This is a genomic window from Algoriphagus terrigena DSM 22685 (genome assembly GCF_000429445.1).
GTDB classification, from domain to species: Bacteria; Bacteroidota; Bacteroidia; order Cytophagales; family Cyclobacteriaceae; genus Algoriphagus; species Algoriphagus terrigena.
The window spans coordinates 111,838-135,513 of record NZ_AUBW01000014.1 but is presented as its reverse complement, the minus strand read 5'-3'; the positions used below and the strand labels follow the sequence as shown (position 1 = coordinate 135,513).

Here is a 23,676-nt window from a genome sequence, read left to right as displayed (position 1 = left end):
TTTAGTATCGGTCGTGGATAAAATAAAGCACCTTCTGAAGTTCGGTTTTCAGATCATTGGATGGGATTTGGTAATTATTCATCATGCAGGAGAAATGCAGGATTTTGCCGCTTTTTGTCAGGAGGTAGCCGCTGAGCGAATTGGCCATGCTGAGCGAACCGGTCTTCGCATAGATGTAAGGAGGCTGGCCTTCGTCGGCCTTGTACCAGGCTTTGATCGTGCCGGATTCTCCTCCTGCGGGAAAATAGGCCTTGATCTTTTCCAGCGGGACTTCCTCCCGGATCTTGCCGAGCAAGGCAATGATCGACCTGGGTGTAAACATATTTTGCGCGGAAAGTCCCGAACCATCGACCCACTGTGGTTCGTCAGGAAGATCACTGAGCAGATTTTCTTTGGCATAGGCGATTGCTTCGGCGATATCCAGCTTGTTTGTCAGCTGATCTGAAACTAGTACCATCAGCTGCTCGGCAAGGAAGTTGTCGCTGATCTTCATCATCTGTGCATAGATGCTGTCAGCCGACGCGGTAAGCAATTTGGACGGCTCTTCCTCCAAATAGCTTTTGTTGGAAATCAAGGTAATCGGTTTGCCAGTCGCCTCTTCCAGCATCGTCTTGGTGAGGTCCCGCGATGTAATAAAGGGGATGTCCCGCCCAAACTCCTCCTCTTTGGCTTCAGGTTTATAAGAGTAGGGGAAATGATTTTCCATATGTTTTCTGGTAAATGAAAATGCTCCCGAACCCTCGGTTTCAGCTTTTTCTATTGCCGCCGTGAACCGCTCAGGATAGACGCTGAAATCAGCTTCTCCTTTTTCCTTTTCGAAGCGGACAATGTCTCCGTAGACGGGCAATGCAGAGCGCTCGGCCGCATAGTAATAGGGATACCAGTTCCACGACCAGCCGGGGCCGAAGGCGTTCACTTGATCAAAATTATCCAGAAGGAACAACTTCTTATCCGAGGCTTTCAGAAACTCAATTGCCCGGTCATTCTTCAAATCCGGATGCAACAGGCTCGGGTCGCCTGTGCCCCAAAAAATCAAGGAATCGCCCTTTTCGAGGTAATTCAGTCCATTGACCAGACTGTCTCCCAAGATGGAGTAGGCCGTGTAAAAGGTGAAAATCTTGGTGTTGGACGCTGGGATGAAGTACTTGTCGGAGTTGATCTCGACCAAGGCTTTGTCTTTTTCGGGATCGAGGAGCATAAAGCCCAAATGACCTTTGTCAAAAACATCGGATTTGCTGAGCGACTTGTTGATTTTTTGGACGGTGCAGGAACTGAGTGCGACGAGCACCGCAAGTAAAATTTTTTTCATGTGTTAAGTTTTGATTTTTTATTGGCCACATGGAATCTCGCAAGGCAAATAATCATCCCCCTGTGTTGAGCTGGAGACATGCTCGATTTCATAGAGTAAGGTAAAAAAAAGTCTCCCGCAAAACGCAGGAGACTTGATAAGGGGTTGATTCTTTATTGATCCCACCAGATTCTGTCCAGTAGTGTGACCTGGGGTACATTGGCACCGTTTCGGCTGACTTCACTGTCAGGATAGGCCAATCTTCTGATATATTCCCCATTCAGGTTTGGATTGAGGTTGGCCGGAAGCGACATGTCCTTGTATCCGTAGTCAAAGCGGCGGGCGTCATTCCAGGTTTCCGGGTGAAGGAACAGAGCAACGTATTTTTCCTTCATGATCAGATCCAAGGTCAGGGCGTCCGCACCTACCGCCACAGAAGGCGCAGCGAGATAGGCTGCTTTTGCCAGCTCGTAGTCCGCCTGATCCTCCTCTTCTTCGTAAGTGAACATATCCATGTGGGCTTTGATCCCGGCGAGGTAGGCGGCGTAGGCTCGGTTTTTATCAGTTGGAAGAGCTGCTTCTGCCTCGATAAACTTTAGCTCAGCATAGGTGGCAATCAAGATGGGAGATGTGGTACTGGTGTAATATTGGCCGGGAATCAAGGTAGATCTGGCCCCACTCTCCGGAGCATTGCCTCTTCCAGCTCCGTTGACGGTTCCGACGAATTCTCCCGCACTCGTAGTACCCACCATCAGCGGAAGTCTTGGGTCTTCGACCGGGTAGGAAGTTCCATCCAGAGCCTGAATAAATTGCTCTGAGATCCATCCACCTAACAGTAGGTTTGAGTTATCTATCGCTACCTGCGCCCAGGGATTAAAGGCCTGCTCAAAGAAGAAAACCTTTGCATCGTCCCCATTTGACTCAAATCCATTGTCGAGTGCGGTCAAAGCTTCCGAATAGGATTGGGTGTGAATTAGGTATCTGGCCTTGAGTGTGTAGGCAAACTTTTCCCATTTCGCGATGTCGCCTTGGAAGATAAAGTCATCCTCACCGATGGTTCGGGTGGTTTCCAACTTGAGATTAGCGATGCCTTGGTCCAGCAGACCCAAGACCTGTCCGTAGAGCTCTTGGTCGTCGTCATAGGCAGGAGTGACGGTTTCAAAATCAAATCCTTCAGAATAGGGAATGTCACCAAAGAAGTCCACGGTCATTCCCAGATTGAGCGCCATCAGGATCTGGGCAACGCCCAAGTAGTGGTTGGCACCTGACTCCGTAGACTTGTCGATGATCACAGTCAAGTCAGTCATGACATTGTACAGATTGAACCAGGTACTGCTGAAGTCGACCGGATCCATGGTGTCTGAAGAGCTCGCCGGATTTGGTGAGGCCAGGTATTGCACATAGTTGCTGGTGGCACTTCCTGCCCGATAGAAATTGCGGGCGGTTTCCAGCGTACTGTTGGTAAGCAATCCGGACACGGGAGCGTCCTCCGGGTTGTTGGGGTTTTCGTTGACGTCCAAAAACGATTCACAAGCCGAGGACAGCAAAATTATTGATGCGCCGATCAGTACGGTAAGTTTATGTTTGAATTTCATAATTTCTCGGTTTTAGAAGGTTAAAAGCCCAGATTCAAGGTTACAAAATAACTCTGCACTCCCGGGAAACTAAGTCCGGAGAAGCCGATCGCATTTCCCCCTGCTCCCGCTGAAAAAGATTCTGGGTCAAAACCATCCCAAGGAGTGGACAGGATGATATTATTAGCTGCAAGGGATAGTTTTGCGGTGCTGAAAGGAGTGCGTTCCAGTACAGAGGGTTGGAGACTGTAAGCTAGGGTAATATTGCGAAGCTTGACAAAAGAAGCGTCTTCGACAAAGTTTTCTGATACAGTCCGGTGATTGTTTCTCCAATATCCGGCGCCATAGTCCACACCGTCAGGTCCAACTCCCTGGCCAAGCCAGACTTCCTTCGTATTTTGAGATCCGTCTGCCAACACTCCGTCAAACACCCGGGTGTCGTTTCTAGCCAGCGAGGCGGTGCCTTTTCCAAAAGCCGAGATAAAGTTGGCGACCTGATTATATTGCTCCAATCCAGTGCGGAAATCGATCAGGAAGGAAAATTCCAATCCTTTATAGCTGAAGTCATTTCTTACTCCGCCAAAAAACTTTGGTACTGAATTTCCCAAGACCAACTGCGAGCCATTTCGAACCGGGAAGCCATTGGCTCCGATCAGCATAGGGAGGCTGCTATCCAGAACTTCCGATTCGGCGTTGGCTCCAGGCCGAGTGTAACTGCTTCCATAGATGTTGCCGTAGGCTTGCCCTTCCTTAAGGATCATCGTGACTGTACTTCCGGCGTAGCCGAACTGCGATCCAATCACAATCTGGTCAATTCCTTCGCGGATCCCTTTAATCTCATTTTTGTTGGTGGTCAAGTTGGCGGACACATCCCAGCGAAAGTCTCCCTTTTCCATTGGTATACCTCCCAGTACAATCTCCCAGCCCTTATTCTCTATCTCACCCGCATTGGTGATATAAGAAGAAAATCCCGTGGCATCAGAAATCGGTACCGGAATAATCTGGTCCTTGGAGTTGTTCTTGTAATACGTGACATCCAGGTTTAGCCTGTTATTGAAAAAAGCTAATTGTGTTCCAAACTCCAAAGAATTAGTTGTTTCGGGCTTTAGATTTGGATCTCCAAAGCTGGAATTTCTTGAAAACCCGACTTGACCGTTTAGGGGATATCCGTCCGGAGAAACAAACGTAGCTCCAAGTTTATGTGGATCTGTATCCTTACCTACCTGTGCAACGGATGCCCGAATCTTTCCGAAACTTATCCAAGATGGCAGGTTAAAATTCTCACTAAAGACGTATCCTAAATTTATCGATGGATAAAAAAACGAATTGTTTTCTTCGGGCAATGTAGAGGAAATGTCATTTCTCGCCGTTGCGTTGAAGAAGAGAAAGTTTTTATAATCTACCATCAAATCTCCGTAAAGTCCCACCAGTCTGCGGATGCTTTTGCTCATCGAGCCAAAAACCTGAGTTGTATTATTGATATTGTAGAATCCGGGAATCACAAAATTGGAACCTGAAAGAGAAATCAGGTCCTGTTTTCTTTCAAATACGTCATTTCCCAGTCGGAGCTGCGTGTTCCAGTTTTCGCTCCATTGCTTTTTAAGGGTTATGTAAAAGTTAGAGGTTAAGTCACGACTGTTGATTTTCGTTTCTTCAATGTCGCCAGTGCTGCTGAGCGGCACTTCTCCGTCGATGTTCATGGGACCGGGAGTGATCCCCTCACGAGAGTCTGAATACGAGTCCAGACCAATAAGATAGGAGAAAGTGACCCAATCGGCGGGACTGTAATTAAACTTAAAATTTCCGATGAATCGGTTTACATCATCTTCGTAGGTTGCGAATCTGGCATCGTAGATAGGGTTGGTGTTGGTGCCGACGGATTTCATGGTGCCATCCGGATTGATATAGTCTCTCACATCTGCGGTCTCTGACCAATACATCATCCTCTCCATAAAACGGTCATAAGGTACTCGGTATCCTCCGGAGTTCGAATAGTTCATAGATGCGGAAAAATTGAATTTCTCACTGGCGGTAATGGTGCCTGAGAGCTTGGCGCTTGTCCGATCCCAAGTGGAAAAGGGGATAATCCCATCTTGATCCAGTCTCCCAACGGAGGCGTAAAACGTCGTACTTTCATTTCCTCCCGAGACGCTTAAGTTATTTTCAAATTGGATTCCAGTATCAAAAGCCCGCCGCCAGTTGTTCTGATACACATAGCTCGGATCATTTTCTTCGGCAATATTGGCGCCCCAAGCAGGCCAGAAGCTGTTATCATCACGCACTCCGGAGAAACCTTGACCATATTGATCCTGTAGACCGGGGTTCTTCTCAAGTTTGTCAAATCCCAACGAAGAATTGAAATTCACCCTTATCTGACCCGCCTTTCCTTTTTTGGTGGTGATAATCACGGCTCCGTTGGCGGCGCGGACTCCGTAGAGAGCAGTTGCGGCAGCGCCTTTCAGCACCGACATCGACTCTACGTCATTGGGATTGATGTCAGCCATCCGGTTGGACATGCCACGGGGAGTGCCAGAGGATTCGACGGTCGAGTTGTCCACTGGTACTCCATCCACCACAAATAGTGGCTGATTGTCTGCGGAAGGATCCAGCGAGTTGATCCCGCGGATGATAATTCTCGCTGACTGTCCTGGAGCGCCGCCTGAATTGGTGACCTGTACGCCGGCTACCTGCCCTTGGAGTGCGTTGACTACGTTGGGCTGTTTTGTTTTGATGATCTCATCCGCATTGATGTTTTGAGCAGCATATCCCAGCGACTTTTTTTCCTGAGAAATACCAAAGGCGGTCACGATCACTTCATCCAATTGGGAAGTCTCGACTGCCATGGACACATTCAGCGTGGAATTGTTTCCGACCGGAAGGCTTTCGTTTTGATACCCTATAAAAGAGAAAACGAGGACGGCCTCCGGACCGGGAACGTCAATCGAGTAATTGCCGTCCACGTCCGTGACGGTACCGGTACTGGTCCCTTGGATCAGTATGCTGACTCCGGGAAGCGCAAGTCCGTCTTCTGCCGAAGTTACCTTTCCGCTGATTTGCTGCTGGGCCATTGCCGGGAACGCCAAGGAACAAATCATCAGAAAAAGCATGAAAATGTAGCTTTTCTTCATAATAGTAGGTGTTTGATGGATAGATAATAAATTGAATTTGGCACTGTTTACTAAGTCCGGTCTATGCGGACAAAAATCAAATAGGATAAAGCGCTAGATGCAAAGTCTTGATTCCCTTTAAGCAAAAAAGAAGAGCAAGTTGAGGGGTTAATCCTCCTGATCACTGGTTGACAGCCTTTAATTTAACCCAACAATCAAGAATATTCAAAAAAATCTACGGTTAATACAGTTCAGGTACGTCAATTTCTTAATTCTCAACAAGTTTCTGTTCAGATTTTTCACAAAGAAGAAAGGCTAAAAGCCCTGGATTTAGTTTACGAAAAAAGCCGCCCTTTTTTAGGAGGCGGCTTCTACGTGATGTTGAAGAGTTATTACTACTTGGTGATCTTTATCGTCTCGATCTCGGTTCTCTTACCATCGATTACCTTGATCTCTTTTTTGACTTCCTTCGTCACTACCTGCGACCCGTCGGCCACGGTATCGTGAGCTTTTTCGGAAATGTGCGGAGCGATCACCAGTGCTACGATAGACATCAACTTGATCAGGATATTCATCGATGGACCAGAGGTGTCTTTGAAAGGATCACCCACAGTATCACCAGTCACGGAAGCCTTGTGGGGCTCCGACTTTTTGTAATAGATTTCACCGTCGATTTCGACACCTTTCTCGAAAGATTTCTTCGCGTTGTCCCATGCACCACCGGCATTGGACTGGAACATTCCCATCAGCACACCCGATACCGTCACGCCAGCCAGCAGGCCGCCCAACACCTCAGGGCCAAAAGCAAAGCCAATGATGATCGGTGTGATCAGGGCAATAGCTCCCGGAGCGATCATCTCACGGATGGAGGCTTTGGTGGAGATCTCCACGCACTTCTCGTACTCCGGTTTGGCTTTGTATTCCATGATTCCGGGAATCTCTCTGAACTGCCGTCTTACCTCATTCACCATGTCCATGGCTGCGCGACCGACCGCCGCGATACAGAGAGAGGAGAAGATAAAAGGAATCATCCCTCCTACAAACAGGCCAGCCAATACGTCGGCCTTGTAAATGTCAATGGCATCAATGCCTGCAATCCCTACAAAAGCCGCAAATAAAGCCAAAGAAGTCAATGCTGCAGAAGCAATCGCGAACCCTTTTCCGGTTGCTGCAGTGGTATTTCCCACCGCATCCAGGATGTCCGTTCTACCACGGACTTCCTCAGGGAGCTGGCTCATCTCCGCAATCCCACCCGCATTGTCGGCGATCGGCCCGAAGGCGTCAATCGCCAGCTGCATTGCTGTGGTGGCCATCATTCCGGCAGCGGCAATCGCTACGCCGTAGAGACCGGCAAATTCATACGCTCCATAGATACCGCCGGCCAAAACCAGAATAGGCAACACGGTAGACTCCATACCTACTGCAAGTCCGCCGATGATGTTGGTGGCATGTCCGGTGGCCGATTGCTTGATGATGGACATCACTGGACGCTTGCCCATCGCGGTATAGTATTCCGTGATCATGGACATCAAAGTGCCCACGACCAAACCCAGGATAATCGCATAGAACACATCCATATTGGTGAAATTAACTCCCCTGATCGATAGCGTCTCAGGCAACATGAACTTCACTACAAAGAATGAAGCGATAGCGGTGAAGACAATCGACGACCAGTTACCCATGTTCAGGGCTCTTTGAACATCTCCTTTCTCATCTTTGATGGTGACGAAGAACATGCCCATGATCGAGAAGATGATCCCCAAACCTGCCAAAACCATCGGCAGCAGGATCGGAGCGATTCCTCCGAAAGCATCAACCGATACAATCTCACGACCCAAGACCATGGTCGCAAGGATCGTTGCTACATAAGAACCAAACAAATCGGCGCCCATACCGGCCACGTCACCCACATTATCACCCACGTTGTCGGCGATGGTTGCAGGGTTTCTGACGTCGTCTTCCGGGATTCCCGCTTCTACTTTTCCTACTAGATCGGCTCCGACGTCAGCAGCTTTGGTATAGATACCGCCGCCCACGCGTGCAAAAAGTGCAATAGACTCAGCGCCCAAGGAGAATCCTGCGAGTACTTCCAGCGCTTTCTCCATCTCCAGACCGTTGACACCTGCGCCTACGCTGACGACATAGAGTTGGTAGAAGATGATGAACAAGGAACCAAGACCCAATACAGCCAAGCCGGCCACTCCGAGTCCCATCACAGAGCCTCCGGTGAAGGACACTTTCAATGCTTGCTTTAGGCTGGTTCGGGCAGCTTGAGTGGTTCTTACGTTAGCTTTGGTGGCGATCTTCATCCCGATGTAGCCCGCCAAAGCAGACAGGAACGCGCCGATCAAAAATGAAATTGCAATCACCGGGCTGGAGGTCTCGACCATCGTTCCAGACCAAGCCAGCAAGATGCCGGCGATGACTGCGAAATAAGAGAGGACTTTCCATTCGGCCTTCAAAAATGCCATTGCTCCGTCTGCAATGTAGCCGGAGAGTTCCATCATGTTTTTGTCGCCTGTGTCTTGTTTGGTGACCCAGGCGGATTTGACCGCCATGACCAGCAGGCCTACCACTCCCAATGCTGGGACTAGGTAAATCAACGCTTGTTCCATAATTTATTCGGATTCTATTTAGGTTTACTGTAAGTTAATTGGGCAAATATAGAATTTATCCCCAATGCACCAAGAGTGATAAAAGGCCATTCAGATCTACGGTAAAATTCTGATATTTAAGGTCTCTGCAGCGTATTTGCTCATGTCCCCGGGCCTTGATCCGGTGAAAAAAACTTCAATCAGGGCCTGGATACGCATACTTTTTTATTTTTGGGAATTGGTATCAAAAGATCTCTGACACTGATGAGATCAGTGCCTGAACGCTTTAATCAGGCGAAGTGGTTAGAATTCAGCGATTTAGAGACTGTCTTAGTAATATTGAAAATAAGCTGTCCTGTAGGACAAAGCGCCCAGCAATTATGAACAGTTCACTTCACAACTTTTTATCGACCGACTCCTCGGCATGGCAGGATTCTCCCGTTCTTTTGTCTCTTTGGTATGACGGACATGGAGACTGGAAGTCTGCTCACGACCAGGTGGACCAGTTGGTCGGGAAATCAGCGGCGAGAATCCACGCCTATCTCCACCGAAAGGAGGGCGACCAATGGAATTCGGATTATTGGTATTCCAAGGCAGGAGAGAGGCGGCCCAGTGTCAGTTTGGAAGAGGAATGGGAAGAGTTGGTCTTGCGGTTTTTAACCTGATTGGAATTTTTTGCTGACGAAAACCGTACGGCGATTTAGAAGTTCTTGGCCGTTTGTGTCCAAATTCAACTAAAAAATACCCTATATAGGGTATTTTTTAGGATTTTTTGGGGGCCTATTTTTGGGAATAGCAATCTTCCAAATTGAAATGAAGTTCTTTTATCTCTCCAGCACGGCAAATCAAGACGGCCAATTTGAAATTCATGAAAAGGAATGCGAATCTATTCCCGATGCTATTGATCGGGATTATTTGGGCCCATTTAATAATGGCCGGGAAGCCTTGCGCAAAGCGCTTTTGATGAAATCCGCAGCAGTGTGCTGCACAACTTGCTGTCAATTGCCCAGCCAGCCGATATTCAAGGCCACCCCATCCAGCAGCGATTAGGATTCAAGTGAAGGACTCGAAAGAGATGCTACTGGAAATCAACGCGCTTGGAGTAGACCTTCGGAAAAAGAATGCAAAGACTTTTAAAAATCCTTGAAAATTGTAATTTCGAAACGCAAATCGGGGTGTGGCGCAGTCCGGTAGCGTACACGTCTGGGGGGCGTGTGGTCGCAGGTTCAAATCCTGTCACCCCGACAGGTTCACAATCCAAAATTTGCCAAAAGCCTGAAAATCAGATGATTTTCAGGCTTTTGTTTTTTTATCCATACCGGATTTAAGCATAAAAAGCCATAATAAATGAGACCTAAAAGGTGACCTTTTTTAATTTTTATATTTAGGTCCCAGAAAAGAGGTTAATCAATTGATTTTCAAATTATTAACCTTAATTTCTTTTGATTCGTTTTGGCCTGTTTTGGGCCGGAAAAATGGAGATTCCGGTGACCTTTTCTCCACGATTTGAACCTAAATCCATCAAAACATGAGAAGCTCGAATTCTTTTGGAGTCCATTTCATCATCAAAACGTCCAAAATCTCGGGAGGTGAAGCTCCTGTCTATGCTCGGATATCCGTTGATTCCCAGCGGGTTGAGATCTCAATGAAACAGCGAGTAGATCCTGGCCAATGGAACCATGCGCGTGGACTGGCCAAAGGCAACAAGAATGAAATCCGTGAGTTGAATGAGTACCTGGAAAAGGTCAGGGCGACTATAACTGCGGACTTTCAGGATTTGCAGCTGGCCAAAAAACATATAACTGCCGAGATGCTGAAGAACAGGTTTCTTGGTGAGGACCGGCAGGACATGATGCTGTCACAGCTGCTGGAATACCACAATACCGAATTCACCGAGAAGCTCAGGGAGGGTACCCTCAAAAACTATTTTACCACCGGGAAGTATTTGGGGAAATTCGTCAAAAAGAAATACAAGAGGGGGGATTATTGTGTAAGGGACATCGACTTTACGTTTGTCCAGAGTTTCGAAATATATCTCAGAAGACACCGCCCGACTGACCACCAGCGGCCGATGACGCAGAACGGTGTGATGAAGCACATGGAGCGTTTCCAGAAACTGATGGGATTAGCCAGAGATATGGAATGGATTGTCAAGTCCCCGTTTGACCGTTACCGGCTTAAATTTGAAAAGGTGGAAATTGACTATCTGACAGAGTTTGAGTTGGAGCGGATCACTGACAAAGTTTTTACCAATGCTAGGCTTTCCTGGGTGCAGGATCTTTTTGTGTTTGCCTGCTATACCGGTCTCGCCTATACGGACCTTTCTGAACTGACTCCCTCAAGTGTCTACAAGGGTGTCGATGGAGAACCCTGGCTTTCCGGCAAACGGAAGAAAACAAGTGAACCTTTTCACATCCCGCTATTGTACCCCGCCCTTAACCTGATCGAAAAGTACCGGGATCACGAAAAATCAAAGACAAAGGGGACCTTGCTCCCGGTTCCTACCAATCAAAGGTTAAATACCTACCTAAAGGAGATAGCAGATCTATGTGGGATTTCAAAAAACCTGACTTTCCATGTTGCCAGGCATACCTTCGCAACCACAGTGACCCTGCTCAATGGTGTCCCCATTGAATCTGTGAGCAAGATGTTGGGACACTCCAGGCTTTCCACAACCCAGGTTTATGGGAGGGTGATCCAGAAAAAGCTGAGCCAGGATATGGCCTCCTTGCGTGATAAATTGTCTCCCAAATCCATCCCATCTGTTTTGAAGGCCATCTGATCCGACTTCGGATTTGAGTGTGGGTATTCTTGAAGTCATTTTGCTTTTTTTAGCTTCAAATCAAACCCTGATAGTAAATGGCTGTTGAAATCATCACCAGGGAGGATCTTGAAGAATTCAGGATCGAATTGGTAGCGGAAATTGCAAAGCTTCTGCAATCTGGAGCAAAGGAATCAGACAAGCGATGGCATAAAACCAGTGAGGTGAAAAAGATGCTTGGGATATCATCAGGAACCCTACAGAACCTCCGGGTCAACGGGACCTTGCCATATACCAAAATCGGGGGAGTCCTGTATTATGACAGAAGAGATATTGAGCACATGTTGGAGCAGAAACAGGGAAGATCAAGGAGTCTGCAGTTTGAAAGGGGTGGCAAGATCCTCTGAAAATAATACCGGATATGGTGCGGAAATGCCACCTCCAGAGGAAATGGTGAGGATATTTTTTGACCAATTGGGTGTCTCTGAAAAACAGACTTTAGATTTTATAGAAATACACCGGCTTAATAACTGGAGAACTGTAAACGGCAGGCCAATTAGAAACTGGAAGGCATGGGCCAAAGAATGGATATGGAATCTAAATCATAAGTAAATCCAAAAGATAATGGATAAACACAGGTCAGCCCGGTGAATTGTCTGCTTCCGTCTGCAAAATGGTCTCGCGAAATCGCGAATATCAATGGGAACTTCAAACTGAAAAACCAAGACCGATTGGATGCTTAAAATGCTTGAGAATAGATAATACCTTTTTCCGTCGAAATGGAGTGGAAGGCCACTATATATCAGCTTTAATATAGTATTCTTCCAATACCTCCTGAAATTTAGAAGATTCAAGCTTTTTAGCTTTCTCCATGATTTTATCTAAATCGAAAAATTCAATTTTAATCTTAGAGCTGGACTTTTGATGATTTTCAAGCAACTCGATGGCAGATTCATCGAAACCTCCAGTACACCATAGTTCGAAAATTATATCTTTTTTACGATATGGTTCTTGGTCAAGTGCCCATCTCCGAATTACAGGAATTTTTGTTGTTAACCATTCATGTACGTATGACCTGTTTAACGCATTCTTGTACCCTTTGCATTCTGCAATTCTTAATTCGCCTGTGTATGACGCAAATACGTCGATTTCTCTTTTTTCGCCATCATAGAAAATCTTCTTGCCGATATCAAGGTTGTTACAAAATTGTCCATGAAAATACCCGACTGCAAGCTCAAATAAATCTCCTCTTAAGTTTCCAACTTTTCCATCAACCAGTTTAGATAATTTCTTCATCAAGTCAAGAAATCGATCTGGGTTCTTTTTCAAAATCGCCCCAGCATTTTCAACTACTTGAATCAGCGATTTTATAAGCTCGATATATTCGGTCCCAAATAGTTTATCTATAAATCCGACCATTACTCCTTTCTGCTTCAAGGCATCAAGGGCGTCTTTATCTACAATTTCCACCAGTAAAAAGGGCATAAATGGAAAAATACCCTTTTGTTTCTTTAGTACTTCTGTTTTCTCGATAAAAAATGAAACCTCATCCAACTTTGTAATGTTTCCGATTAGCGCATCAGCCAAAATGAAGCCCGGTTCGACTTTTCCCTTCCTTTTAAATCTTCTTAGCGGATGGACGTATGACGGCGACGTATATCCCCACTGAAACTTACCAAATTCAGAATTATACTTTCCGGTATTAAAAGAGGTCAAGTTGATTTTCTTTGCCCAGTCATCAAATTGTTGAAGAATGACTTTACGGGCCAATTCCACTCCTTTGTGACGATTTAGATTACGGCCATTTTCTGCTAATTTATTTGAATAGGTGTACAGGCCGCCATCATCCAGTTCTAGTACCTCTAGATCAATCAAATCTTGCAGAACTACGTCAATTCTCTTGTGCCCTGTTAAATTCGATATAGGTGAAAAGGTGAATGTGGGTAGATCCTTCGTTCCCAAATAGCCGTGGTGATATTCTAAAGCTTTAATTACAGAATAGTAACGTCGTGCACAATTTGAAAATGCGTCCACCAAGGCGTAGTACCAAGCTTCTGTTTTATAGGTTTCTTGTAGGTAAACAAATGTCTGATTCTTTTGAAAATATCCTTTTAACTTATGAATAGGTGAACTGGAACGACTTAGTTTTTGCCTAGCTGCTTGTCTGCTCATTCCATGTTCAGCCTCCATTAAGTCAAGTAATTTGCTTGACATCAGAGGGCCTTTTTTCTGAAGAATCATTTCTATCGATACCATGTCACACTACACTATTTATAATAGATATACTTCTTGCAAGAGGTAATTGTTTTATGTGTCTGTAAATCAAGTCATTATGATGGTAAAATGTTTGCATCGGTGTTTGAGAGGGGTATTTGTCAGATCCATTATTTTTTAATTGGCTTTCAATTTTTCCTTTTCTTGAAAAAATATGGCTGCAAGCACCCCTGAAAGCTCTTTAAACATCCACTACCATTTTTCACGCAAATAGAAGTTTGCAATTCATTTGACTGGTCTAAAGAGGGCATGGTAATGTTTAAGTTTAGAGATTTTTCACGAAGGTTTCAAGACCTTAATCCAGACAATTTATTCTGCTGGAATCCTCGGCCGCTTTTGGGTTTGAGTGTGACTTTTCCAAAGTACTCTGCTACGAATTTGAGCTTCATCAAAAAAGTTCGATGTAATGAATAAGGAAGCTCGAAATCTCAATTTTTTGAGGAAATTGATGTCCTGAAGTAAATACTATTTTACCGATTCCACTGCAAGTACGTTCGTGACAAATCGATTGCCGTAATTTCTCGTTGCTAAAACCAACAGCATATATATAAAAACCAGGCATCCAATGTACAATAAACTAATGAAGTGATCGCCGAGCACTAGGAAGGGCAGGCCACTGAATACAAGGAACAAGAAGGCCATTGCAGTTAAGTCCCTGCCAAGCAAAAATCTACGATGACTTGACTGTATAGCCTTGTCATCTCGGTTTAGCTTGTAAATTTTGTACCATAATTTGTTTTGCTTTTGAGAACGAACCGGAAGCGGGCCATATAGCTCAGACAGACGTTTGATATCGATCCTATTGTCTTTTTTTGCTAAGACGCTGAAAGATCTGCAACCGGGAAGTGCATTTTTTGCTTTCCAAAAGACTAGTGAGGCTTTTATCTCCGGGGTGAGCAGGCCATTCACAATAAATAGTATCAACGGGGCAATGAGCAATCCTAAAGTTCTTATGGTAAGAATGGATTTAAAATCTGATAGGATAACATCGATGTTTTCTGCAAAGAAAAAAGATATTAGCAAAGCTATATTGAAGCTAAAAAATACCCCCATTGCAAAAGCATTCTTAGATTTTAGGTCTTCTTCGCTACTCATATTTGGTAAAGACGTACGGGTGAATTTTTTTTCCGTTGATCACTGTGATGCAGGTTGGGTAATGTATGGGATCCAATATTTTACGTATCTCTGAAATCGCATGCTTGTCTGTTCCGCTAAGGCTGGCGCTTCCTGTAGGGTGCGTATGCCATTCTCCAACGTATTCCAACATATCGCCAGTTTTATCACGGATTTGCTTTACTTTTTCGCTAAGCCCTTCAATGCCCCTAGTGAACATGTAGGGTGATTTTGTGCTGTCTGATGGTGCGTTCAAAATATCGGCGATATATATGATCTTATTGGCTTTATCTACTCTGCCGATGAAAATGCCTCCTGTTTCATTGGGCCGGTTTTCGTGCAGTTCATTGATCAAATATTCATAGAGTGAGTGGCGAAACCGAAGTTGCCATTCTGGCTGATTATCGGCCTTAACGATAAAAACTGGTTGGACAGCCAGAGCCTCTGTGCCTAGCGAAACCAGGGGGCCATCTGAGACCTTCGTAATTTGAAGAAGTCCACTGTCCTGTGGAGACTGATTAAAGTTTCTTAGCCCTATGCTGGCCGCAGCAGTATGGAGGGAAACTTTATCGTCCGGCATAATCAACGTATCCGTGCTGCAGTTTAAACCCAAATATATCTCATCAATCAAAGAATGGCTTGCCCTGGCCAAATGATTTTCTTTTAACCAAGCCGACAAGTTTTTGTCTGTGATAGCCAAGCGATAGACCTCCATCATGAGATCGTCGATGCGTGGGTTTCGTTGCAACCCTTCTACCCGAAGAAAGCCTATATTGCCTTTGTCAGCCAGTTCGATCCTGGCATATCTGGAACCGTCTACTTTAAGTCTACGATTTAAAAAGTTCTCTACTCCATATGATGCAGTACTATCAATTATCAGCTGTTTTTTATCTGAAAATAATTCCGGGTCTTCTGCCAGTGCATTTAATAGCTCTTTCGGTTTTTTTTTGATGTCAAATGCGTTGTCGATATTATTCAAATAAAGTTGTTTAATATCTGAGTCAAGCTTGTCTATCTTTTTGACCCCGGGATAGTTGATCAGCGCGTTACGTATGTTGTTGTGTGGCAGCGAATAATCCGGGTCAATCAATGTTTTGGGAATCAGGCCGGCTCTGGAAAAATGCATCGCAATCTTTGAACCAACCGCACCAAGGCCAATATAATGCACTTCGCTGTAACTTTCTCCTGATGGATATCCCGAAAGATATTGGGCAAGCGGAATACTATTTTTTCTATAGAGCGCTGCACTGGCTACCGAGGACGACAAAAGAAGAGCCTTGGTATGTTCTTCAAAGACAGGTATAATTGTAAATGAAATAAACTCCAAGTCGGTCAGATGGTTGATTACCTTTCTTGGGCGTTTAATTGCAAAGACTATCGGGAACATTCTCCCCATTTCAAGATGTGAAGCCGCGAACTTGGCAAGCATATTCTGCAGGTCGATGCCACGTTCATCAGCCCAAACGATCAGAGATTCCAAATCATGCGGCAACCGGGTCACGTACCGACTGTCTATTGTATCAGCATTTGCAAATAGAATTAGGCCCGGCACTTGTTTGGGCTCGGTTACTACACTCGCCTGAGTTAGATCGCCGATTTCCTGTTGAAAAAGCCTGACGAGCCAAGCTATTTCTTTTTGGCCGGCATCCTTTGGTGCATCTTCTGTGTTTATAACAAAATTTGCGACTACCATTCCCTTGCTACCGCTATTTTCTTTCCACTCTGCGTTGATGATATCTACTACATCTCTTTCAGGAAAAAATATTACATGCTGATCTTCATCGACTCTAGTCAACTCGAAGTCGTCATCGGGTTTGATAAGGTTGTCCTCGGCAGCATCCTGCATCCAGGCTCTGAGCCTTTCAACAAAATCCAGGATAGTATGCTGTGAAAACCAGTCCGAAGAATCCCCCCTGAATAGACATAGCGAATACGGTCGGCCCTTTATAGTCGGGTTGATATGCGGTGTATTCTCTGCAGGAAAGTCGAGCCTGTCCGTATAGGGAGCCGGGGCAACAAATGGGTAGTCCTTTACATCGAGTTTGATAAGTACTGGCTCTTTTTTATGGTACATTACCGCACGATTTGGCCTTCTGATTTCAAGGTCCATAGCTATGAAAAATTCATCCGGCCCCTCAAAAGCTCTCACTCTTGAAGCCGGATATTTTTTTTTAAGCAAAGCCAAGCTGCCTAAAATATTGACTGGCAGCTTGGCTTCATCCTGAGGGTTAAGTAGTTTGAGGCCATCCGAAAAACTACCCATAGGTTTTTGCTTTTTCAGTTACCCCACTAACAGCACTTACAAGGTTCGCCTTAGCGATATAATCCTTTTTACTGAAGCCATTGTTTCCGGCTTCAAAAACCAAAGGCGTCAACGGATCATCTCCAGTGCTATAGAAATCATCCTCGTCGATTTGCCCAATATATTCTTGTTTGGCAGCGTAATGCGGAGGATTATCATCGTCGTCGATAATTTCTTTTGAAGAGGCTACTATCATTCCTGCGCCCCTTTGGCGTTGAAGAAATTCTATTGCCGAATCCTGTGGTTCTGGAAAATCCTCGTATGGGGTCATGTTGAAGTAGGTCCAAGAACAGTGGTGAGGGGCCAACAGCAGGTCCCATTGGATGCTCTCGTCGTCACGTTCGTCCAATAGACGTTGAAACCGGTTGTAATCGGCATCTCCGGCAAAAAAAGCAAGGGCAGCCATTTCATCGTTTGCCGATCCGAACCTAAGCTGCATAATCACACTCGTTTCATTGCGGGGCTGGCTATCGTCAGTCGGCGTTTTGAATGGACCATGGATGAACAGCGAAAAGTCAGTTTTTTCAACCTTGTTGAATATATTGGTTGATGTTCCGGGTTCAACGATAATACTCTCAAATCCATCGTCTTTACATTCGTCTTTAAAGTCGATAAGGATAATCCTGTTGCCAGGAAGCTTTGCTTTTTCAGGACTATTCTTAAACAGATCTTTCCTGCGCTTAGCTTCCTTTTTAAAGTTTTTCGCTGCGTCGGACAATGGATCGGTAAAACGGTCGAAAAGAGTATTGCTGAACCATAATTCATCAATTATGATGGCATTGCGTTCTTTGGCATCCTTGTCGTAGTTTGCAGGATCATCGCAGAAAAAGGTATCTTTAAACCCAGCACAGTGGTCATTGTCGGGATGGGTCAGGATAAACACATCCAAATGGTGCCTGCCCTCGCTGTCCTTAGGAAGGTTAGCCACTAAATCTTTCTTAACATCAAACTTGTCTTTGTTGGTCGGCGCATCGTTATCGATTTTGCAATCGATCATCATGTGCTGGTTTCCCGAAAGGCTGATCAAGGAGGTGTCTCCATTGCCGACAGGATACACTTTAATAGATTGGTTAGCCATTTTTGCCACCTCCATTTCTCACTGAGGGGTTCGCATAATGGACATACTTGTTGCAGGCTTTCGCAATAAGGGTTGGGGAGTTTGGTGGTTTAACCGCTCCCGGTCGGTGCATCGCATCCGAAAGTAATTGTTCTTGCATAATTTAGTTTTTTTTTGCAAAATCAACTTGCTTCCATTCTATTTCGGGTCAGGAAGTGCTACTCCGGCTTCAGGTTTTTCAAGATATGATATGTAAAGCCTTAAACTTTTGATTCCTTTTAAGAAAAAACCAAACTTTTTATACTTTTGCGCCTTATATAAAAGAACACAGTCATATTGGTAAGCCAGCGGTGATTAGCCGCTTCCTGAAACTAATGACTTACTATAAGCCTGTAAGGATCACTACTCCTTATGGGCTTCTTGTTTAAAAGAACAAATCAGACTAACAACGTTCATAATTGTGCCATAAACCATAAATGAAGTGATTAAACGATTTAGTTGAAAAGCTCATGTGTTAACGTGACATTGTGTCGTTATTTTTGTCAGTTTTTCTGTCCTGTCTAAGTGTTTCTGCCATTTTATGTAGTTCTAGATGATTATCCGCAACTTTGCCAGTAGGGTTGGACGGAATCAATAACAAGTCGGTCAAAATAGTTTTGAACCTTTCTTTTTGAGATCATCTTATCTATACTTTAATCGCTTTTTAGGTTACTGATCGCGGTATGAGCCTATTTGAGGTTGTACTTGCCCTGTTTCATGGAGGATAATTGAATAGTATGAACTCCACGAAATCTTCTGGTTTGCCCATGATAACACGGATCTTCTGACATAAATCGAAGGCCGTCTGGTAACGGGTAGAACCCGTCGGCCTCTGCAGTTCAAGCGCTGTAAATCCCTTTTCGGTCGCACTCCTGCACTTTTTGCAAACCACACCTTCCTGGACCTCATTAGGCTTTAAAAAAGATGATACGGATTCTCTATCAGGAAAACGCTCCTTAAACTTCAAAATATTCATGGTCAGAGTCGTTGTTTTGACCAATTAACCCTGCTTTTAGCTGAATACCAGATTATTGTCACGAACTGTCATTAAATATTTGGCTACAGGCAGAAGTCCGTATTCATATATTTGATGTGGATTTTTTGGGAATGTAAAGATTAAGAAGATTTCCGAATGGCGGTTTATTCTCTCGGGAAGGGGTCCACAAGACTCTTGGGACGGGTCGCCCAGCGGATTTTTGTCTTGAATTCTATTTATTTTCCGACAGAAACAAGAGAGTCACAAAGGAAAAGACTATCGAGTTTGAGGGTAAAAGGTAAAAAGCATATCGCTTCGAAGTTGATATTCGACTTGGAATTTGACTCCACTCGAAATCCCTCACCCTTCGGTTTCCGGTGTGACTATTAGTTCCCTCACTGACACACATTTGGGCTTCATCAAAGACAAACACTGTCATGAATCAAGAAGCTCAGAATCTCAGTTTTTCCAGAAATGTGCCACCCTCACTTGATCAGGTAAAGGCCTATTTCAATTTCCTTCACGTCCCTGAGGCGGAAGCTGAAATTTTCTATTTCTACTACCAGGGTATGGACTGGCGAAGTGAGACCGGAAGTCCGATAAGGGACTGGATAATGGTAGCAGACGAATGGGTCTGGAATTTGGAAAACTGATCTTTTCCGATCTGTAATTAGCATCTCTTCTTCCCGATCATTTATTGCAATTCGGGTAGTAATGCATTGCGTCGAGGCAATGAGCAAGATGTAGGATTGTCTGACGCCAATCCATCTTTCAAACGCCGCCAGAGTTGCGTTTGGATGAAAATCCTCCGAAGTCGGTTTTTCTTTTTACTGGGATATGAAGAAAAGAACGGTCGCTTACCCTGTAAGAAAAACAGTGCGGTTTACTCCTCCCGAAATAGAACGGCTGGAGGACTTGCTCCGGAAGGCATCCGACTGCCAGAATCTGAGTGAGCTGGTGCGTGAGATTCTTTTCAGGAAGAAGTTAACGGTCAACACCCGGGATGAATCCAAAGAACAGCTTTGGATAGAATTGGGTCTGATCCGAACGGAGATGAACCGGATAGGGGTAAACATCAATCAGATCACCCATTTCTTCCATGTGCAGGCTGAGCCTGCCGAGCGGGCTTTCTTCATCAGGGAGTTGCTGCCCCATTTAGAATCGGTGACCAGACTTCTCCGTGATTTGGGTTCCAAAATCGAAAAGGCTGGATCGCCTAGGGTATGATAGTGCGGATCAATACGGGGAAGAATGTTGGGGGAGCCATTCGGTACAATGAGCGGAAAGTGGAAAAAGGCGAAGCACGGCTTTTGGGCTTTGAAGGGACTGCCGGTAGGCAGCGTTCCCTTGCCGACAAAATCCGGGTGTTTCAGGACCGGATAGCATTGAACAAGAGAACCAAGACCAATACGATTCATATCTCTCTCAGTTTTTCTCCCAAGGAAAAACTGAATGATGACAAATTAAGAGCCATTGCCTGGGATTACATGAGGGGAATAGGATTTGGAGATCAGCCTTTCCTGCTGTATAGACATTTTGATACCGCCCACCCCCATCTTCATATCGTCTCGACGAATATTGACCGCTTTGGAAAACGGATCGAAACCCATAATCTGGGCAGAGTCCAGTCTGAGAAAACCAGAAAGGAATTGGAGAAAGCCTACAGGCTGGTCAAAGCCGAGGGGCAGGGGAAACAGCACCTGGACTTGTCGGCTCTCGCCAAAGTTCTGTATGGAGGGAAAGAGACCAAGGCGGCAGTTTCCAATATTGTAAGGGAAGTGGTCCGGACTTATCATTTTACCTCTCTGCCGGAGTTCAACGCGGTTTTGGGACTGTTCAATGTGGGGGCATTTCGTGGCGACCCCGGCAGCCTGATGTTTGAGCGAAAAGGCCTGGTCTATTCGGTCCTCGATCCCGACGGAAACCGAATTGGCGTTCCCATCAAGGCCAGCTCAATTCCGACTGGTCCTACCTTGTCAAAGCTGGAGAAAAAGTTTGAAAGCAATAAGGAATTCAGAAAGCTTTCAAGATCGGGTCTTCGGGAGACCATCCTTGCTGAAATGATAAAAAGCAGTTCAAACGATGAGTTACAAAAGGGACTGAGAAAAAGGGGAGTCGTGCCGGTGTTCAGAACCAATGCAGAGGGCAGGCTGTATGGGGTTACCTATGTGGACTTGGTGAACCGGTGCGTATTCAATGGTTCGGATCTGGGGAAGGAAGTTTCGGCGAATGCGTTATTGCGAAGATTTTCGCCCGAGTATAAGGGTTCTGCTTTCAGGGATCTCACTAGTGACGAAAAGGATTTGCAGGCAAAGTCCGCTTCAGAAATCTTGCCGGGTTATTCCGATCCCTATGATCCGATACCCTACGAACTGCAGCAACAGAAAAAAAAGAAGCGCAGAAAAAAATCACTATAGCCGGGGCCTATGCAAACAGGTGAGAATTTGGAGGGACTCAGGAAGATCATTGACCTGACCAGAAAGATGAGTCTGGGCTTGCTTTGCCTGCATTTTTACTACTATGGGTACGCTTGGTTCAGGGACTTGGGGTTGAGTCACGAACTTTCGGACAAGGTGATGGTGGCTATTGGCAAAACCGGGCTGTTTGACGGCTTTTTTGTGTCCAAAGCCTGGGTCTTGTGCTTACTTTTCATCTCTCTATTGGGGGCAAAAGGAAAGAAAAACGAAAAACTCAGGCTTTTTCTGATCCTGCCTTGGATTGTTTTTGGGTTGGTAAGCTATGGGCTGTCACACTGGGTTTTCGATTTTGAGCTGACAGGAGACACGGCGATCCTTTTTTATATGGTGATTACCTCGATTGGCTATCTCGCCGTGCTGACTGGGGGAGGACTGCTGGGACGGCTGTTTAAAGACAGACTTAGCAAGAATGTTTTCAACCATCTCAATGAGACTTTCCCCCAAGAGGAGCGTTTGTTGGAGAATGAGTATTCTGTCAACCTCCCAGCGCGATATCGGCTGAAGGGAACGGTTCGAAAGTCCTGGATCAACATTGTTAATCCGTTTCGGGCCCTTTTGGTAGCGGGGACTCCCGGCTCGGGGAAAAGCTACTTTGTCATCCGTCATGTGATCACCCAGCACATACGTAAGGGCTTTTCCATGTTTGTTTATGATTTCAAGTATGATGATCTGTCACGGATAGCCTACAATACGCTGTTGAAGAGCGTTTCTGCCTATCCGGTGAAACCTGATTTCTACACGGTTAACTTTGACCGGCTTTCCTATTCCCACCGGTGTAACCCCCTGGAGCCGGACAGCATGACTGACATTACCGATGCATCGGAGTCGGCACGTACGATCATGCTCGGGCTCAACCGGGAATGGATCAGAAAGCAGGGGGATTTCTTTGTGGAAAGCCCCATCAACTTTCTGACTGCGATCATCTGGTTTTTGCGAAAACACAAGAATGGGAAGTATTGTACCCTTCCCCACGTGATCGAGCTGATGCAGACCGAGTATGAGAAACTGTTTACTGTGCTTCGGACAGAACCTGAAATCGATGTGCTGATCAACCCTTTTGTTTCAGCGCTGGTAAAAAAGGCGTTTGACCAGCTGGAGGGCCAGGTGGCAAGTGCCAAGATCACAATGGCCCGGCTGGCTTCTCCTCAGCTTTACTATGTGCTCTCGGAAAGTGAATTCACCCTGGATTTGAACAATCCGGAGAAACCCAAAATCATCTGCATGGGAAACAACCCCCAAAAACAGCAGGTTTATGGAGCGGTGTTGTCGCTTTATATATCCAGGATTGTGAAACAGGTCAATCAGAAAGATAAACTCAAATCCAGCTTGGTGTTTGACGAGTTTCCGACCATTTATTTCAACGGGATTGACAGCCTGATTGCAACCGCCCGGTCAAACAAAGTGGCGACCTGCCTTGGGGTTCAAGACTACAGCCAACTCAAAAAAGACTACGGGAGAGAGCAGGCGGAGGTGATCATGAATACAGTGGGAAATTTCATCAGCGGGCAGGTATTGGGGGATACCGCCAAACAGCTCTCAGAAAGGTTCGGCAAGATTATCCAGCGAAGGGAGAGTATGTCCGTCAACAGCAGCGAGACATCTTGGAGTATATCCAACCAACTGGATTTGGCGGTTCCCGCCTCTACGATCTCTTCTCTGTCTTCCGGTGAATTTGTCGGAATGGTGGCGGACACTCCGGATCAGAAGATCGACCAAAAGGCATTCCATTCGGAGATAGTAAACGACCACCTGGCCCTTCAGCGCGAGGAGAGCCAATTCACGCCGATTCCCAAGGTCAGGGATCTTTCAACGGGAGAAGTGGACGATAACTACCGCAAGATCAAACGGGACGTAGAGGAAATCGTGCGCACTGAAATGGAGCGGGTGTTTGATACACCGGAACTGGGACATTTGATTCTCAGGGGATAGTTGAAATAATGCTTTTTCTGAAGTTATCAGGGGAATAGAAGATTGTTCTGGACGTAGAACTGAGGCTTCTGCTCTGATTGAATGTACTTGGAAAAGGAAAATTGTCGGGCTTTCAGGTATCGATCTTTCCCGAAAATCATTAGTTTGTAAAACGATTTGCGCGGTTAACCCAAAAAATTTGACGG

General features: G+C 45.6%; 17 protein-coding genes, 1 tRNA gene and 1 pseudogene. 9 read left to right on the top strand and 10 right to left on the bottom strand.

Annotated features, from left to right (window positions below):
• Position 1: 1 nt before the first annotated feature.
• The 4 genes from G459_RS0114175 to G459_RS0114160 form a co-directional block, all read right to left on the bottom strand.
• The gene (locus G459_RS0114175; protein WP_026968229.1) at positions 2-1,309 is read right to left on the bottom strand and encodes a D-alanyl-D-alanine carboxypeptidase; all 1,308 of its coding nucleotides are present in this window, start codon (positions 1,307-1,309) and stop codon (positions 2-4) included.
• A 152-nt stretch (positions 1,310-1,461) separates the two neighbouring features.
• Positions 1,462-2,883, bottom strand: a complete 1,422-nt coding sequence (locus G459_RS0114170) for a SusD/RagB family nutrient-binding outer membrane lipoprotein (protein ID WP_026968228.1) — start codon at positions 2,881-2,883, stop codon at positions 1,462-1,464.
• A gap of 20 nt (positions 2,884-2,903) precedes the next feature.
• The gene (locus G459_RS0114165; protein WP_026968227.1) at positions 2,904-5,990 is read right to left on the bottom strand and encodes a SusC/RagA family TonB-linked outer membrane protein; all 3,087 of its coding nucleotides are present in this window, start codon (positions 5,988-5,990) and stop codon (positions 2,904-2,906) included.
• Positions 5,991-6,364: 374 nt separating this feature from the next.
• The gene (locus G459_RS0114160; RefSeq protein WP_026968226.1) at positions 6,365-8,584 is read right to left on the bottom strand and encodes a sodium-translocating pyrophosphatase; all 2,220 of its coding nucleotides are present in this window, start codon (positions 8,582-8,584) and stop codon (positions 6,365-6,367) included.
• Between the two features lie 359 nt (positions 8,585-8,943).
• Between G459_RS0114160 and G459_RS0114155 the strand changes: the two genes are divergently transcribed.
• The 5 genes from G459_RS0114155 to G459_RS0114130 all read left to right on the top strand — a co-directional run bounded on the left by G459_RS0114155 (position 8,944) and on the right by G459_RS0114130 (position 11,731).
• Positions 8,944-9,228: a hypothetical protein gene (locus G459_RS0114155; protein WP_026968225.1), complete on the top strand. Its 285-nt coding sequence runs from the start codon at positions 8,944-8,946 to the stop codon at positions 9,226-9,228.
• A gap of 148 nt (positions 9,229-9,376) precedes the next feature.
• Positions 9,377-9,613 (top strand): hypothetical protein, encoded by a 237-nt coding sequence (locus G459_RS0114150; RefSeq protein ID WP_026968224.1) that lies wholly within the window; start codon positions 9,377-9,379, stop codon positions 9,611-9,613.
• A 121-nt stretch (positions 9,614-9,734) separates the two neighbouring features.
• Positions 9,735-9,808: transfer RNA gene (locus G459_RS0114145), tRNA-Pro, on the top strand.
• Between the two features lie 283 nt (positions 9,809-10,091).
• Positions 10,092-11,345, top strand: coding sequence for a site-specific integrase (locus G459_RS0114135; protein ID WP_026968223.1), 1,254 nt, complete (start codon positions 10,092-10,094; stop codon positions 11,343-11,345).
• A 77-nt stretch (positions 11,346-11,422) separates the two neighbouring features.
• Positions 11,423-11,731, top strand: coding sequence for a helix-turn-helix domain-containing protein (locus G459_RS0114130; RefSeq protein WP_026968222.1), 309 nt, complete (start codon positions 11,423-11,425; stop codon positions 11,729-11,731).
• Positions 11,732-12,119: 388 nt separating this feature from the next.
• Here the strand turns inward: G459_RS0114130 and G459_RS0114125 are convergent, their stop codons facing one another.
• The 6 genes and pseudogenes from G459_RS0114125 to G459_RS30170 all read right to left on the bottom strand — a co-directional run bounded on the left by G459_RS0114125 (position 12,120) and on the right by G459_RS30170 (position 19,085).
• Positions 12,120-13,538 (bottom strand): hypothetical protein, encoded by a 1,419-nt coding sequence (locus G459_RS0114125; protein WP_157373350.1) that lies wholly within the window; start codon positions 13,536-13,538, stop codon positions 12,120-12,122.
• Positions 13,539-14,063: 525 nt separating this feature from the next.
• Positions 14,064-14,693, bottom strand: a complete 630-nt coding sequence (locus G459_RS0114120; RefSeq protein ID WP_026968220.1) for a hypothetical protein — start codon at positions 14,691-14,693, stop codon at positions 14,064-14,066.
• The gene (locus tag G459_RS0114115) at positions 14,686-16,974 is read right to left on the bottom strand and encodes an anti-phage 6A-MBL system cap2_3 protein (RefSeq protein ID WP_026968219.1); all 2,289 of its coding nucleotides are present in this window, start codon (positions 16,972-16,974) and stop codon (positions 14,686-14,688) included. Before G459_RS0114115 ends, G459_RS0114120 begins: the two co-directional genes overlap by 8 nt.
• On the bottom strand, positions 16,967-18,106 hold the full coding sequence (locus G459_RS0114110) for an anti-phage 6A-MBL system MBL-fold protein (RefSeq protein ID WP_026968218.1): 1,140 nt from the start codon (positions 18,104-18,106) through the stop codon (positions 16,967-16,969). Before G459_RS0114110 ends, G459_RS0114115 begins: the two co-directional genes overlap by 8 nt.
• Positions 18,084-18,230, bottom strand: a complete 147-nt coding sequence (locus tag G459_RS29890) for a hypothetical protein (protein WP_157373349.1) — start codon at positions 18,228-18,230, stop codon at positions 18,084-18,086. Before G459_RS29890 ends, G459_RS0114110 begins: the two co-directional genes overlap by 23 nt.
• Before the next feature lie 436 nt (positions 18,231-18,666).
• Positions 18,667-19,085: pseudogene (locus G459_RS30170) on the bottom strand (hypothetical protein).
• A gap of 437 nt (positions 19,086-19,522) precedes the next feature.
• On the opposite strand from G459_RS30170, the gene G459_RS27580 reads away from it, so the two are divergent.
• From G459_RS27580 to mobC, 4 genes are all read left to right on the top strand, one after another.
• Positions 19,523-19,738, top strand: a complete 216-nt coding sequence (locus G459_RS27580) for a hypothetical protein (protein WP_051315234.1) — start codon at positions 19,523-19,525, stop codon at positions 19,736-19,738.
• A 184-nt stretch (positions 19,739-19,922) separates the two neighbouring features.
• A complete protein-coding gene (locus G459_RS29020; protein WP_051315233.1) occupies positions 19,923-20,312 on the top strand; it encodes a plasmid mobilization protein in 390 nt (129 codons plus the stop codon).
• Positions 20,309-21,502, top strand: a complete 1,194-nt coding sequence (locus tag G459_RS0114090; RefSeq protein ID WP_026968216.1) for a relaxase/mobilization nuclease domain-containing protein — start codon at positions 20,309-20,311, stop codon at positions 21,500-21,502. Before G459_RS29020 ends, G459_RS0114090 begins: the two co-directional genes overlap by 4 nt.
• A gap of 9 nt (positions 21,503-21,511) precedes the next feature.
• Complete coding sequence (mobC, locus tag G459_RS0114085) at positions 21,512-23,491, top strand: conjugal transfer protein MobC (RefSeq protein WP_026968215.1); 1,980 nt, start codon at positions 21,512-21,514, stop codon at positions 23,489-23,491.
• The last annotated feature ends 185 nt before the right edge of the window (positions 23,492-23,676 follow it).